The sequence below is a fragment of the Rhodococcus sp. no. 34 genome, from assembly GCF_054589475.1.
Genome location: NZ_BAAILK010000046.1, coordinates 642,349 through 656,337, shown reverse-complemented (window position 1 = coordinate 656,337; position 13,989 = coordinate 642,349). Strand labels below are relative to the sequence as shown.

General features: G+C 63.5%; 14 protein-coding genes. 13 read left to right on the top strand and 1 reads right to left on the bottom strand.

Annotated elements, in window-relative coordinates; all coding sequences use genetic code 11:
• Positions 1-3: 3 nt before the first annotated feature.
• The 8 genes from ACYP01_RS24260 to ACYP01_RS24225 all read left to right on the top strand — a co-directional run bounded on the left by ACYP01_RS24260 (position 4) and on the right by ACYP01_RS24225 (position 6,502).
• Positions 4-294, top strand: coding sequence for a DUF503 domain-containing protein (locus tag ACYP01_RS24260; RefSeq protein WP_003942205.1), 291 nt, complete (start codon positions 4-6; stop codon positions 292-294).
• A gap of 310 nt (positions 295-604) precedes the next feature.
• The gene (rbfA, locus tag ACYP01_RS24255) at positions 605-1,084 is read left to right on the top strand and encodes a 30S ribosome-binding factor RbfA (RefSeq protein WP_003942248.1); all 480 of its coding nucleotides are present in this window, start codon (positions 605-607) and stop codon (positions 1,082-1,084) included.
• A 12-nt stretch (positions 1,085-1,096) separates the two neighbouring features.
• Positions 1,097-2,089, top strand: coding sequence for a DHH family phosphoesterase (locus ACYP01_RS24250; protein ID WP_459682854.1), 993 nt, complete (start codon positions 1,097-1,099; stop codon positions 2,087-2,089).
• A 10-nt stretch (positions 2,090-2,099) separates the two neighbouring features.
• A complete protein-coding gene (locus tag ACYP01_RS24245; RefSeq protein ID WP_459682852.1) occupies positions 2,100-3,503 on the top strand; it encodes an MATE family efflux transporter in 1,404 nt (467 codons plus the stop codon).
• On the top strand, positions 3,488-4,411 hold the full coding sequence (locus ACYP01_RS24240) for a metallophosphoesterase family protein (protein WP_459682850.1): 924 nt from the start codon (positions 3,488-3,490) through the stop codon (positions 4,409-4,411). The genes ACYP01_RS24245 and ACYP01_RS24240 overlap by 16 nt, the downstream gene beginning before the upstream one ends.
• A 13-nt stretch (positions 4,412-4,424) precedes the next feature.
• Positions 4,425-5,084 carry a 4'-phosphopantetheinyl transferase family protein gene (locus ACYP01_RS24235; protein WP_003942126.1) on the top strand — a complete coding sequence of 220 codons (660 nt, stop codon included), beginning with the start codon at positions 4,425-4,427 and terminating at the stop codon, positions 5,082-5,084.
• Between the two features lie 24 nt (positions 5,085-5,108).
• A complete protein-coding gene (gene truB, locus ACYP01_RS24230; RefSeq protein WP_459682847.1) occupies positions 5,109-6,029 on the top strand; it encodes a tRNA pseudouridine(55) synthase TruB in 921 nt (306 codons plus the stop codon).
• Positions 6,026-6,502, top strand: coding sequence for a GNAT family N-acetyltransferase (locus tag ACYP01_RS24225; RefSeq protein ID WP_311094742.1), 477 nt, complete (start codon positions 6,026-6,028; stop codon positions 6,500-6,502). Before truB ends, ACYP01_RS24225 begins: the two co-directional genes overlap by 4 nt.
• A gap of 9 nt (positions 6,503-6,511) precedes the next feature.
• Here ACYP01_RS24225 and ACYP01_RS24220 read toward each other — a convergent pair whose 3' ends face one another.
• Positions 6,512-7,258, bottom strand: coding sequence for a metal-dependent transcriptional regulator (locus tag ACYP01_RS24220; protein ID WP_283303847.1), 747 nt, complete (start codon positions 7,256-7,258; stop codon positions 6,512-6,514).
• A gap of 117 nt (positions 7,259-7,375) precedes the next feature.
• On the opposite strand from ACYP01_RS24220, the gene ACYP01_RS24215 reads away from it, so the two are divergent.
• The 5 genes from ACYP01_RS24215 to ACYP01_RS24195 all read left to right on the top strand — a co-directional run.
• Positions 7,376-8,356, top strand: coding sequence for a bifunctional riboflavin kinase/FAD synthetase (locus ACYP01_RS24215; protein WP_003942148.1), 981 nt, complete (start codon positions 7,376-7,378; stop codon positions 8,354-8,356).
• Positions 8,357-8,514: 158 nt separating this feature from the next.
• Positions 8,515-8,784 carry a 30S ribosomal protein S15 gene (gene rpsO, locus ACYP01_RS24210; RefSeq protein ID WP_007735061.1) on the top strand — a complete coding sequence of 90 codons (270 nt, stop codon included), beginning with the start codon at positions 8,515-8,517 and terminating at the stop codon, positions 8,782-8,784.
• 452 nt (positions 8,785-9,236) lie between these two features.
• The gene (locus tag ACYP01_RS24205) at positions 9,237-11,507 is read left to right on the top strand and encodes a polyribonucleotide nucleotidyltransferase (protein ID WP_003942275.1); all 2,271 of its coding nucleotides are present in this window, start codon (positions 9,237-9,239) and stop codon (positions 11,505-11,507) included.
• 127 nt (positions 11,508-11,634) lie between these two features.
• On the top strand, positions 11,635-12,993 hold the full coding sequence (locus ACYP01_RS24200; protein ID WP_003942169.1) for a M16 family metallopeptidase: 1,359 nt from the start codon (positions 11,635-11,637) through the stop codon (positions 12,991-12,993).
• Positions 12,994-13,021: 28 nt separating this feature from the next.
• Positions 13,022-13,989, top strand: a 968-nt coding sequence (locus ACYP01_RS24195) for an alcohol dehydrogenase catalytic domain-containing protein (protein ID WP_459682842.1), incomplete at its 3' end; no start/stop codon positions are given.

Sequence of the window (13,989 nt, the reverse complement as noted above, 5' to 3'; positions counted from 1 at the left end):
AAAATGTTTGTAGGGGCACTGGAGTTCGACATCCTTTTCGGCGATGTCCACTCACTCAAGGAAAAGCGTTCGATGCTGTCGCCGATCCTGACGGAACTCCGTCGATTCGGTGTGAGTGCAGCGGAGGCGGGGGAGCAGGGACGCCTGCGTCGTGCGCTCGTGGGCGTCGGTGTGGTCAGTTCGTCCGTCGATCACCTGCACGACGTTCTCGATCATTGTGAGCGGGCGGTCGCCGAGCGTCCGGAGATTCAGTTGCTGGCTGTGCGAAGGCGAATCTTCGGCCCGGAAGACTGAGCGTCATCGGGCGGTGTCGCTGAGCCACTCTTCCAGACGGCGTACCGAATCGAGTTCGTCGGCAAGGGATTCGGTGGCTTCGGGACCAACTGTGGCGGTGTCTGTGCTCACGCTCGACACATGCGACAACTGGGGAGATCGACGACGGCCCTGGCGGCGGTGGCTCGTGGTCGAAGACCTCTACCGATGGTGATTTGGTTGCCGGGTAGCCGATGGACGAGACTGTTGTCGGTAATAATTCTTGTTAACCAGAACTTTGATCGATCGAGTCACCTCGATTCGAGTGGCCAGGTAGAGGAGACTGACAGTCATGGTAGATCCAGCCCGGGCACGCAAGTTGGCAAAGCGTATCGGAACCATCGTCGCGACGGCGATCGATCACGAGATCAAGGATCCGCGACTCGCATTCGTGACCATCACGGACACCAAGGTCACCAACGATCTGCACGACGCGACGGTGTACTACACAGTCATGGGCGAGAAGGTCGATTCCGCACCCGATGTGGAAGCCGCCGCCGCAGGTCTCGAGAAGGCCAAGGGTGTTCTGCGCTCGAAGGTCGGTGCCGGAACCGGAGTTCGCTTCACACCGACTCTGACGTTTGTCGCCGATACCGTTCCCGACACCGCGCGTCATATGGAAGAACTGCTGGCCCGTGCCAAAGCCGCCGACGACGAGGTCGCCAAGGCGCGTGAGAATGCACAGCCGGCCGGAGATGCAGATCCGTACAAGGAGCCGCGAGTGGCTTCGGACGAAGACGAAGCGTCGCCAGATGTTCGTGAAGCCGACTGACGCGCACCGAGAATGACGATCACCGCACTTTCGGACGTCGACCCCTGCGAGGCGAAGTTCGCTCAGGTGGCCGAGGTTCTCGAAGCAGCACATTCGGTGACAATCCTCTGCCATGTGCAACCGGATGCAGACACGATCGGCAGCGGACTTGCACTCGGTCTCGTTCTCGAGCGTCGGGGAGTTTCGGTGCAGGTCGCGTTCAGTCGGCCGTCGGCGCTGCCCGAGTCGATGCGCGATTTCCCCGGTCTCCACTTGCTCGTGGCGCCCACTGATGTTCGGGAAAGTGTCGATGTACTGGTGACGGTGGATGTCGGCAGCGAGGGCCGCCTCGGTGAGTTGGCGAGTCGCCTCGCCGGCGCGAATCGCACGATCGTCCTTGATCACCATCGCTCCAATTCCGAGTTCGGAAGCATCAACGTCGTCGACGAAACCGCGGCCTCGACTACGGCACTCATCGCACGATTCTTCGATGCGTGGGGAGTCTCGATCGATCGCGATATCGCGCACTGTCTCTATGCCGGACTGGTCACCGACACCGGCTCCTTCCGGTGGGGCGGTCCGCTTCCGCACGTGCTCGCGGCGCGTTTGCTGGCGACCGGCATCGACGGCGACGCGATTGCGCGAAAGCTGCTCGACACCCATCCGTTCGGGTGGTTGCCGATGCTGGGCGCGGTACTCGGGTCCGCGGTGCTGGTTCCGGAAGCCGCGGACGGCCGTGGGCTGGTGTACGCGGTGATCCGACGCAGTGACATCGGCGATCTTCGCTCCGAGGAGATCGAGAGCGTCGTCGATATCGTGCGAACCACTTCGGAAGCCGAAGTTGCCGCGGTACTCAAGGAGTCGGTTTCCGGAAGTTGGTCGATCTCGTTGCGTGCAAAGTCGGCGATCGACGTGTCGGCGGTCGCTGAAAGTCTTGGTGGCGGCGGACATCGGCTGTCGGCCGGATACACGTCGACCAGTTCCAGCGACGAGATTGTTGCCGCGCTCGTCGCGGCACTCGGCTGAATCCGCGGCATTGAGCGAATCTGACGCCACCACGGCGGGATCTTCGGCAGCTGAATTCGAAGTCACTGGGCGACGAATCTTTTCCCTGGCGTTTCCGGCACTCGGGGTGCTGGCAGCCGAACCCCTCTATCTGTTGTTCGACATCGCCGTGGTCGGCCGACTCGGGGCACTCCCGCTGGCCGGGTTGGCAGTCGGTGGTCTGATCCTGTCGTTGGTGAGTACGCAGCTGACCTTCTTGTCGTACGGCACCACGGCGCGGGCCGCACGGCTTCACGGGGCGGGCCGCGAGCGCGACGCGGTGGGTGAGGGTGTTCAGGCGACCTGGCTGGCGGCCGCGATCGGCTTGGCCTTGGTCGTGATCGTGCAGGTGATCGCCGGCCCGCTGACTTCGGCGGTGGCCGGGACTCCCGACATCGCCGCGGCTGCGGAAAGTTGGCTCCGGATAGCGGTGTTGGGTGTTCCACTCATCCTGGTGGCCCTGGCCGGCAACGGCTGGATGCGCGGGGTTCAGAACACGGTGCGACCGCTGCGGTTCGTCCTTGTCGGCCTGGGTATTTCGGCGGTGTTGTGTCCGATTCTGGTGCATGGCTTGCTCGGTGCTCCGCGTCTGGAACTCGAAGGATCAGCTGTTGCGAATCTGGTGGGCCAGAGTGTTTCGGGTGTGCTGTTCGCCTGGGCGCTCTTTCGTGAACCGGTTTCGGCTCGACCACATTTTGCGATCATGCGGGCGCAGATGCTGATGGGCCGTGACCTGATTCTGCGCAGCCTCGCATTCCAAGCGTGTTTCGTTTCCGCGGCTGCTGTGGCGTCGAGGTTCGGTGCGGCTGTAGTCGGTGCACACCAAGTCGTCCTCCAACTGTGGAACCTGGTTTCGCTCCTTCTCGATTCCTTGGCGATCGCAGCTCAGACGCTGATCGGAGCGGCGCTCGGCGGTGGATTCGCAGCCGCGGCGAAAAGGATGACCTGGCGGATCACCGCATGGTCGACGGTATTTGCCGTGGTGCTCGCGATCTTCTTCGCAGCCGGCCACTCCGTGATCCCCGGACTCTTCACGTCCGACGCCGAGGTGCTCGGTCAGATGTCGATCGCATGGTGGTTCTTCGTCGCGATCATGCCGGTGGCGGGAATCGTCTTCGCACTCGACGGTGTTCTACTCGGCGCCGGGGACGTGGTGTTTCTGCGCAACGCGACCATGCTGTGCGCAGTTCTCGGGTTTCTGCCCGCGATCTGGCTCTCTCTCGCCTACGACTGGGGGCTCGCCGGAATTTGGGCAGGGCTTACCGTGTTCGTAGTACTTCGGATGGTCGCGGTGTCGTGGCGAGCGTTTTCCGGCAAGTGGGCAGTGACAGGTCCGGCGACGGCGAAGCGCGGAAGTTCAACTGAGGAAGCAGAGGGATCGTGGCAGCAAAGCTGATGGCGGTGAGCGACATTCATGTCGGTCACAACGGCAACAAGCCGATGACGGAGGAACTGTTCCCGGATTCGCCTGACGACTGGCTCATTCTCGCCGGAGATGTTTCCGAGAAAACTGACGACATTCGGTGGGCGTTGAAGCTCCTTCGCAGCCGATTCGCAAAGGTCATCTGGATTCCGGGCAACCACGAACTGTGGACGACCGCCAAGGATCCGGTTCAGATTCACGGAGCGCCGCGCTACGAGTACCTGGTCAACGTGTGCCGCGAACTCGACGTCATCACACCTGAGGACCCGTTCCCGGTGTGGGAGGGAGACGAGGGACCGGTCACGGTCGTCCCGATGTTTCTTCTCTACGACTACTCCTTCCTGCCGGAAGGTGCGCGAGACAAGGAACACGGGCTCGAGATCGCGCGTGACAAGAACGTCGTCGCCACCGACGAGTTCCTACTCTCACCGCAGCCGTATGCGACGCGCGACGCATGGTGCCGGGCGAGGATCGAGTACACCCAGGCGCGGTTGGATGCGCTTCCCGAAGGCACAAGAACCGTTCTCGTGAACCATTTCCCGATGGTCCGGCAGCCGACGGACGTACTCATGTATCCGGAGTTCGCACTGTGGTGCGGAACCACCGCTACCGCCGACTGGCACGTGAAGTACAACGCGGTGTGCTCGGTGTACGGGCACCTGCACATCCCTCGAACCACGTACTACGACGGCGTCCGCTTCGAGGAAGTCTCACTCGGATACCCGCGCGAGTGGCGTCGGCGTGGACTGCCGGAGAAGTTGTTGCGTCAGATTCTTCCCGTTCCGGAGTACCCGCCGGGAACGCTCAACAAGTGGGGTGGCCACTTCAAGGTCACGCCGGAGCAGGAAGCCGAAGTCGAGCGCATGCGCGCCGGACGCTGAGAGGTATCGCTACGTGATCGAACAGATTCTTCCCGGTGGAGTTGCGACGGCCGAGGCCTTCGTGGATCCGCCCGGTCTGGTTCCGCACCCCAGTGAGGAGGCGTTGATCGGCCGCGCGGTCGAGAAGCGTCGTCGCGAGTTCGTGACTACCCGGCACCTTGCGCGTCAGGCGATGGGCAAGCTCGGTGTTCCGTCTGCCGCTGTCATGCGCGGCGAGCGTGGTGCCCCACTCTGGCCGCAGGGAGTGGTCGGGAGCCTCGCCCATTGCGACGGCTACCGCGGCGCTGTCCTGGCGTACTCCATGCAGGTCCGCTCACTCGGTATCGACGCCGAGCCGCACGGCCCGCTGCCGGACGGGGTATTGCCCGCGGTCAGCATCGAGGCGGAACGAACGTGGTTGGACACTCAGGAAACCGGCGGTCCGGTGCACTGGGATCGAGTGCTCTTCTGCGCGAAGGAAGCCACGTACAAGGCGTGGTTTCCGCTCACCGGGCGCTGGTTGGGTTTCGAGGACGCCCACATCACGTTTGAGGCGGAGTCGGAAACGTCCGGCACTTTCAACTCGCGTCTGCTGGTCCCCGGTGAGGCGACGTCCGGTCCGCCGCTCACCTCTTTCGACGGCAGGTGGTTGGTGTCGGACGGACTCATCCTGACGGCAATTTCGGTGCAGTGAGCGCGACTGGCAGAATCGGCACACGTGTCAGCTCGTGAAAAGCCTTCCTCCGGTCTTGTCGGCGCCGGAATTCTGATTGTCGACAAAGAGGCGGGTATCACCAGCCACGACGTGGTCGCTCGGTGCCGCAAGTTGTTGAACACCCGCAAAGTGGGACATGCCGGGACGCTGGATCCCATGGCGACCGGCGTCCTTGTTCTCGGTGTGGAGCGTGCGACCAAGTTGCTCGGACTCCTGGCGCTGACCACCAAGGCGTATTCGGCGACCATTCGCCTCGGTGCAGCGACGGACACGGACGACGCCGAGGGTGGGGTCCTGACTTCCACAGACGCATCGCAAGTGACGGACGCGGAGATCGCGGCGATCGTGGCCACGCTGACCGGAGACATCAAGCAGATCCCGGCGAGCGTGAGTGCTATCAAGGTCGACGGTCAGCGCGCACACGCGCTGGTGCGAGCCGGAGAAACCGTCGAACTCGCGCCTCGCCCGGTAACGGTGTCGACTTTCGAGGTTCTGGCGCGGCGAGATGTCCCGGGAGGATTCGTCGATCTGGACGTCGACGTGGAGTGCTCGTCCGGTACGTACATCCGCTCGCTCGCCCGCGACCTCGGTCGTGAATTGGGCGTCGGCGGTCATTTGACGGCACTGCGCCGCACCCGCGTCGGGCCGTTCACTCTCGAACATGCGCGCACGCTCGAAGATCTGGCGCATCAGCCGGGTGTGAGCCTCGACATCGATCAGGCCGCGCAGACGGCTTTTCCGCATCGGCAGATCACGGCGGAGGAAGCCGAGGCGATCAGCCAGGGGCGCTGGCTCGAGCCGATCGGGATGAAGGGGATCTGTGCGGCGATCGATCCCACCGGTCACACGATTGCGCTCCTGCAGGAGAAGGGTCGACGCGCCAGTTCGGTGATGGTCGTGCGACCGGCGACGCTTCGCGGGTGATCGTCCGCGAGCGTGTCGACGGCGACCTCGACGGTTGCGTCGATGCGCTGGCACAGGTCCACGAGTGCGACGGATATCCGAACACGTGGCCGGAACACCCGCGCCGCTGGCTCAGTTCGCCCACGGTGGTGAAGGCGTGGGTCGGTGAGAGTGACGGTCGTGTTGTCGGTCATGTGGCCGTCGACAGCGAGGTCGCAGGTGCGCCCACAACCGCGGGATCGATAGCCGTGTCGCGATTGTTCGTTCATCCTGGCTCACGTGGAAACGGCCTCAGCGATGCGCTACTCGATGCCGTGACGGATTTCGCAGCCGAGAGTCGGTTGGAACTGGTGCTCGCCGTCGTCGACGACGCTCTGCCGGCGATCGCACTGTACGAGCGTCGAGGGTGGGTGTACGTCGACGAGAGGCTCGCCGACTGGACCCGGACCGACGGCGTCCGGCCCGTGGAACGCCGATACCGACTGCCGCTTTGACTACCTCGGCTAGACGAGCCAAATTGCTTGAGCGACTGGACTTCCCAAGTCGATGGTGTTGGGGCTGTCGCCGAGTCGAACGGACACTGTCCCGGCGAAATCGCGGCGCTCCTCGACGGTGATCTCGACATCGAGACTGACGCCGACGGAATCGAAGTACCGGAGCATTTCGGGATCGGAATCGGAGATCCGGGCAACGCGGCCCCGCTCACCGTTGGCGAAGTCGCTGAGCTGGCGGGCCGGGGGAGTCGGCACCGAACCGTCGGTGGCGGGAATGGGATCACCGTGCGGGTCACGTTCGGGGAAGCCCAGTTTGGCGTCCATCCGCGAGATCATCAGATCGGAAACGGCGTGTTCGAGGACTTCGGCCTCGTCGTGGACTTCGTCCCAGCCGTATCCGAGTTCCTGAACCAGATAGGTCTCGATCAACCGGTGGCGCCGGACCATGGAGACGGCGGCGGCGCGGCCGCTGTCGGTCAGGGCGATGGATCCGTAGCGGGCGTGATCGACCAGGCCCTGGTCCGAGAGTTTGCGGATCGCCTCGGACACCGTCGAGGCCGAGACGCTCATTTTCTCGGACAGGAGCTTGGTGGAAACCCGTTCGTGGGACCACTCCTGAATCGTCCAGATGACCTTGAGGTAGTCCTGAGCCACCGACGAGAGCGCGAGCGTGTCGATTGCCGCGTCGTGCGCCGAAGTGTTGTCGCTGTCCGACGCCGATGATGCTTCCGAGGTTCCGGTCTTGTGAGCTGCCACAACGCTTAGCTTAGGCTACGAAATCCGGAACTTCCGTACGTGAGCGGCAGCACAGCGGTGATTCGCTGGGCGGGTCCGAACGTGACCCGCCGCTAGTGGACCCGTAGGCTGCCAATCGTGCTGAGATGGCGTGGTCTCGACGAAGTTCCGGCCGATTGGGGTCGTTGTGTGCTCACTATCGGTGTGTTCGACGGTGTGCATCGTGGGCATGCCCAATTGATAGCGAGAGCGGTTACCGCTGCCCGCAAACGTGGTGTTCCGAGCGTGTTGATGACGTTCGACCCGCATCCCATGGAGGTTGTGCGGCCGGGTAGTCATCCAGCCCAGTTGACGACGCTGCAACGGCGTGCGGAATTGGCTCAGGATCTGGGCATCGACGTGTTCTGCGTGATGCCGTTCACCGCTGATTTCATGAAGCTGACGCCGGAGCGCTACGTCCACGAGATTCTCGTCGAACGTCTACATGTCGCCGAGGTCGTGGTGGGGGACAACTTCACCTTCGGCAAGAAGGCGCTCGGCAATGTCGATCTTCTTCGTGAAATGGGCGCTCGCTTCGGCTTTGCCGTCGACGGCGTCCAGCTGCTCGCCGAGCATGCCGTGACGTTCTCGTCGACCTACATCCGCTCGTGCGTCGACGCAGGCGACATGGAAGCGGCTACCGAAGCTCTGGGCCGTCCACATCGTGTCGAAGGTGTGGTCGTCCACGGTGACAAGCGTGGACGCGAGTTGGGGTTCCCGACGGCCAACGTTGCACCGCCGATGTTTTCGGCGATTCCGGCCGACGGCGTGTACGCGGCGTGGTTCACGGTGCTCGGTGCCGGCGAGGAACTCGGAACCGTCGTTCCCGGTCGCCGATACCAAGCCGCGGTGTCTGTGGGTACCAATCCGACCTTCTCCGGCCGGACCCGAACCGTCGAGGCATACGTTCTCGACACCGAAGCAGACCTGTACGGACAACACGTCGCGGTCGACCTGGTTTCGCGGATTCGCGGTATGGAGAAGTTCGACTCGATCGAGTCGCTCATCACGGCAATGAACCGAGATGTCGAACGCGCACGCCGGATTCTGAGTGAGGATGCAGAACGCAGCGTCGGTTGAGTTCCTCCTGTGTCAGTGGCGGCCGCCACATTCGCTCCAGGTGGGCGAGAGCGCCTCATTGCTGCTGGTAGGATCTTCTCTCGGTGCGTGCTGCGGTTTGCGGTGGCCGCGCCCGATCTAGTTCCTTTCACGCAAACGTCATCACAGGAGTGAATCAAGTGGCATTGACCACGGAAGAAAAGAAGGCCGTTCTCGGCGAGTACGGCTTGCACGAGACCGACACGGGATCGCCTGAAGCTCAGGTGGCAATGCTCACCAAGCGCATCACCGATCTCACCGAGCACCTCAAGACCCACAAGCATGACCACCACTCGCGTCGTGGACTGCTCTTGATGGTCGGTCGCCGTCGTCGTCTGCTGAAGTACGTGGCAAAGACCGACGTCGCTCGCTACCGCACGCTCATCGAGCGTCTCGGCCTGCGTCGCTAGATCTTTCTCACGACGCTGATCGAAAGCAACACGGCATGCTTCGGTTTGCCGAACACTCCGTCAGCCGGCGAAGCCACGCATATACTGGGCTTCGCTGGCTTTCGGCGTTAGCTGCCGCAAGGCAGTTTCCGCTGTCGGCGCTATGCACAGTTGTCCAGGCGCAGTTGTCTAGGCGCAGTTGTGCAGTGCGCAGCCAGCACACCGTATGCACCAGAGAACGTGGTGTCGGTTGTCGGTAGTGGTTCTCCGGACCGGGCAAGTGCCCGAAAGCTCCGGCGGACTTCGATCGACGGCCGCCCGAACGTCGTGACGTCCCGAAGCAGAAATCGCTCGCATCGCAAGGAGCGTCTGCAATTCAAGAGGGGGACGTCCCTCGGTGCGCAGTTTCCACCAGGAGGGTGGAAACGCCCGCGCGGGTACGGCGAAGACGAGAGGGAAGTGAAGAGAAAAGAATGACAGAGAATTCCGTAGTAGAGGTCGACGAAGGCGTGTTCGAATCCACCGCCGTGATCGACAACGGGTCCTTCGGTACCCGCACCATCCGTTTCGAGACCGGACGCCTTGCTCAGCAGGCCGCCGGCGCCGTCGTTGCTTACCTGGACGACGAGACCATGCTGCTGTCCGCCACGAGCGCCAGCAAGCACCCCAAGGAGCACTTCGACTTCTTCCCCCTGACGGTGGACGTCGAAGAGCGTATGTACGCAGCGGGCCGCATCCCCGGTTCGTTCTTCCGTCGTGAGGGACGCCCCTCCACCGACGCGATCCTGACCTGCCGCCTCATCGACCGGCCGCTGCGCCCGTCCTTCGTCGACGGTCTCCGTAACGAGATCCAGGTCGTCGTCACGGTCATGAGCCTCAACCCCCAGGATCTGTACGACGTCGTGGCCATCAACGCCGCTTCCGCGTCGACGCAGATCGCCGGCCTGCCGTTCTCCGGACCCGTCGGTGGCGTGCGCGTTGCACTCATCGTCTCGGACGAGAACAAGACCGGCCAGTGGGTTGCATTCCCGACGGTCGATCAGCTCGAGAACGCCGTCTTCGACATGGTCGTCGCCGGCCGCGTCGTTTCCGGTAGCGGTGACAACGCCGACGTCGCGATCATGATGGTCGAGGCCGAGGCCACCGACAACGTCATCGCGAAGATCGCCGACGGCGCTCAGGCACCGACCGAGGCCATTGTCGCCGAGGGCCTCGAGGCCGCCAAGCCGTTCATCGCACGCCTGTGCGCTGCACAGGCAGCACTTGCATCCAAGGCTGCAAAGCCCACGGGTGACTACCCGGTCTTCCCGGCGTACCAGGACGACGTTTTTGCTGCCGTCGAGGCTGCTGCGTCCGAAAAGCTCAATGCCGCACTGACAATCGCCGGCAAGCAGGAACGCGACGACAAGACCGACGAGGTCAAGGTCGAGGTTCTCGAGCAGGTTGCACCCAACTTCGAAGGCCGCGAGAAGGAACTGGGAGCAGCGTTCCGCTCGCTCACCAAGAAGCTGGTTCGCCAGCGCATCCTGCGCGATCAGTTCCGCATCGACGGCCGCGGCGTCACGGACATCCGTTCGCTGTCCGCCGAGGTCGCGATCATCCCGCGCGCACACGGCTCCGCACTGTTCGAGCGTGGCGAGACCCAGATCCTGGGTGTCACCACTCTCGACATGGTGAAGATGGCTCAGCAGGTCGACTCGCTCGGTCCCGAGACCACCAAGCGCTACATGCATCATTACAACTTCCCGCCGTACTCCACCGGTGAGACGGGCCGCGTCGGTTCGCCGAAGCGTCGCGAAATCGGTCACGGTGCACTCGCCGAGCGCGCTCTCATGCCGGTTCTGCCCAGCGTCGAAGAGTTCCCTTACGCGATTCGCCAGGTCTCCGAGGCGCTGAGCTCCAACGGTTCCACCTCGATGGGCTCGGTGTGCGCGTCCACGCTCGCACTGCTCAACGCCGGTGTGCCGCTTCGCGCTCCGGTTGCCGGTATCGCCATGGGTCTGGTTTCCGACCAGGTCGACGGCGAAACCCGCTACGTCGCGCTGACCGACATCCTCGGCGCCGAGGACGCCTTCGGCGACATGGACTTCAAGGTCGCAGGTACCAAGGACTTCGTCACGGCCCTGCAGCTGGACACGAAGCTCGACGGCATCCCGTCGCAGGTCCTCGCCGGTGCACTCTCGCAGGCGAAGGACGCACGGACCACGATCCTCGAGGTCATGGCGGAAGCCATCGACACCCCGGACGAGATGAGCCCGTTCGCTCCCCGCGTGACGGCCATCAAGGTCCCCGTCGACAAGATCGGTGAGGTCATCGGCCCCAAGGGCAAGATGATCAACTCCATCACCGAGCAGACCGGTGCCAACATCTCCATCGAAGACGACGGCACCGTGTTCGTCGGCGCCACCGATGGACCGTCTGCACAGGCCGCGATCGACATGATCAACGCCATTGCCAACCCGCAGCTCCCCAAGGTCGGCGAGCGGTTCCTGGGCACGGTCGTCAAGACCACCGCCTTCGGTGCCTTCGTTTCGCTCCTGCCGGGACGCGACGGACTGGTGCACATCTCGAAGCTGGGCAGCGGTAAGCGCATTGCCAAGGTCGAAGACGTGGTCAACGTCGGATCCAAGATCCGCGTCGAGATCGCCGACATCGATGCACGTGGCAAGATCTCGCTGATCCCGGTCGAAGAGGGCAACGACGAGGCTGCCGCTCCGGCCGCCGACGAGGCTGCTTCCGAGTAGATCTCACTTCGTACTCTGATGCGGCCCCGCGCGGATTTCCGTGCGGGGCCGCATCTGTACTGTCTGTAGACACAGAGCCTGTAGATACCTGATTGACCACTTGCACCGAGGACTGCTGAACCTTTTCATGGCAAAGACCACTCCCAACACCACGCGCAGCCGCAGCGCTGTGCTGAAATCGCCGATCGATGCGACTCCCGAATCCGGAGTACAGCGCACGGTCCTTCCCGGCGGCCTGCGCGTCGTCACCGAGTTCATTCCCGGTGTGCGTTCCGCCTCCGTCGGTGTGTGGGTCGGAGTCGGCTCGCGCGACGAGCAGCCGAGTGTGGCCGGTGCCGCGCATTTTCTCGAGCACCTGCTGTTCAAGTCGACGCCGTCACGGACGGCGTTGGACATCGCGCAGGTCATGGATGGTGTGGGCGGCGAACTCAATGCATTCACGTCGAAGGAACACACCTGTTTCTACGCGCACGTGATCGACGACGACCTTCCGATGGCGGTTGACCTTGTCGCCGACGTCGTGCTGCGAGGGCGTTGCAGAACCGCGGACGTCGACGTCGAGCGGCAAGTAGTGCTCGAAGAGATCGCGATGCGTGACGACGATCCGGAAGACTTGCTCGGCGACGCGTTCCTGACCGCGTTGTTCGGCGATCATCCTGTCGGCCGTCCGATCATCGGTAGCGTCGAATCGATCGAGTCGATGTCGCGCAATCAGTTGCATTCCTTCCATGTTCGGCGTTACACACCGCAGCGGATGGTGCTGGCCGTAGCGGGAAACGTCGACCACAAGCAGGTTGTGACGCTCGCTCGCCGTGCATTTGCCGGACATCTCGAGCGCGGGGTCAAGCCGGCGCCGCGGCGCGAAGGCACTCTGCGGTTGCGAACGATGCCTGAACTGAGCTTGACCCACCGCGACAGCGAGCAGGTCCACCTTGCGCTCGGGGTACGCGCGTTCGGCCGGCACGAGGGCCATCGCTGGGCGCTGTCGGTGCTCAACGCCGCAGTGGGCGGTGGGCTGAGTTCTCGTCTGTTCCAAGAGATTCGGGAGAAGCGCGGGCTTGCGTACTCCGTCTATTCGGGCGTCGACACCTTCGCGGACACCGGAGCGTTCTCCGTGTATGCAGGTTGCCAGCCGGAGAACCTCGGGGAGGTTGCCACGGTGATCCGCGAGGTACTCGCGAACGTGGCGACGGACGGAATCACCGATGCCGAGATCGCCCGCGCCAAGGGATCGCTGCGCGGCGGATTGGTTCTGGCACTGGAAGATTCAGGCTCACGCATGAACCGTATCGGTCGCAGTGAACTGAACTACGGCAACCATCGCAGTGTTGCGCAGACGCTCGCGACCATCGACGCAGTCACCTCCGAAGAGGTGCTCGAGGTGGCGCAGGTGCTCTTGACGAGGCCGTTTGCAGCCGCCGTCGTGGGTCCGTACAAGCGGGTTCGTGACCTCCCCGCGTCGGTACGCGGGATCGTGGGCAAGTAGTTCGAACTATCGAAATCGGGGTGTGCAGTTGAAGATCCGTGGTGCAGTGCTCGAAGAGATCGGCCGGAAGCGTCCCTTCGCAGAGTCGACTCCGATTTCGATTTCGGAACTCGACCTCGAATCCCCGGGCCCGGGTGAGATCCTGGTCAAGATCGAAGCTGCCGGGCTTTGTCACTCCGACCTCTCCGTGGTCGACGGGAATCGGGTACGACCCGTGCCGATGTTGTTGGGCCATGAGGCGGCAGGTCGAATCATCGAACTCGGCGACGGAGTTGATTCGTTGTCGGTGGGCACCCGCGTCGTGATGACTTTTCTTCCACGGTGCGGTGAATGTGCGGGATGCGCCACTGACGGCCGGATGCCTTGCACGGTGGGTAGCGCTGCCAACAACGACGGCAGTTTGCTCGGTGGCGCGCAACGACTGCGGCGCTCCGGCGAGAACGTCAAACATCATCTCGGTGTTTCGGGTTTCGCGACGCATGCTGTGGTCAACGCCAAGTCGGTTGTTCCCGTCGACGACGACATCCCGGCCGAAATTGCAGCCGTACTCGGTTGCGCGGTGTTGACCGGTGGGGGAGCGCTCCTCAACGCGGCGAAGCCTCGCCCGGCAGACACCGTGATGGTGGTCGGCTTGGGTGGCGTCGGGATGGCCGCAATCCTGACGGCGAGGGCACTCGGGGTCGAGAACGTCATCGGCGTCGACGCACTGGAGTCCAAGCTGGCTCAGGCACTGGAACTGGGCGCGACCGAGGTCTTCACACCGTCCGGCCTGTCCGAGAGTGGCGTTCGCGCAGACATCGTCGTCGAAGCTGCGGGAAATGCTCGGGCGTTCGAGACAGCCGTGGCTGCGACGGCAGCTGGCGGCACGACCGTCACGGTCGGGTTGCCTGCGCCTGACGCGCGCTCGTCGATCTCGCCGCTCGGGCTGGTGGCCGAAGCGCGGACCATCATCGGCAGCTACCTCGGATCCGCCGTCCCCGCCCGCGACATCCCGAT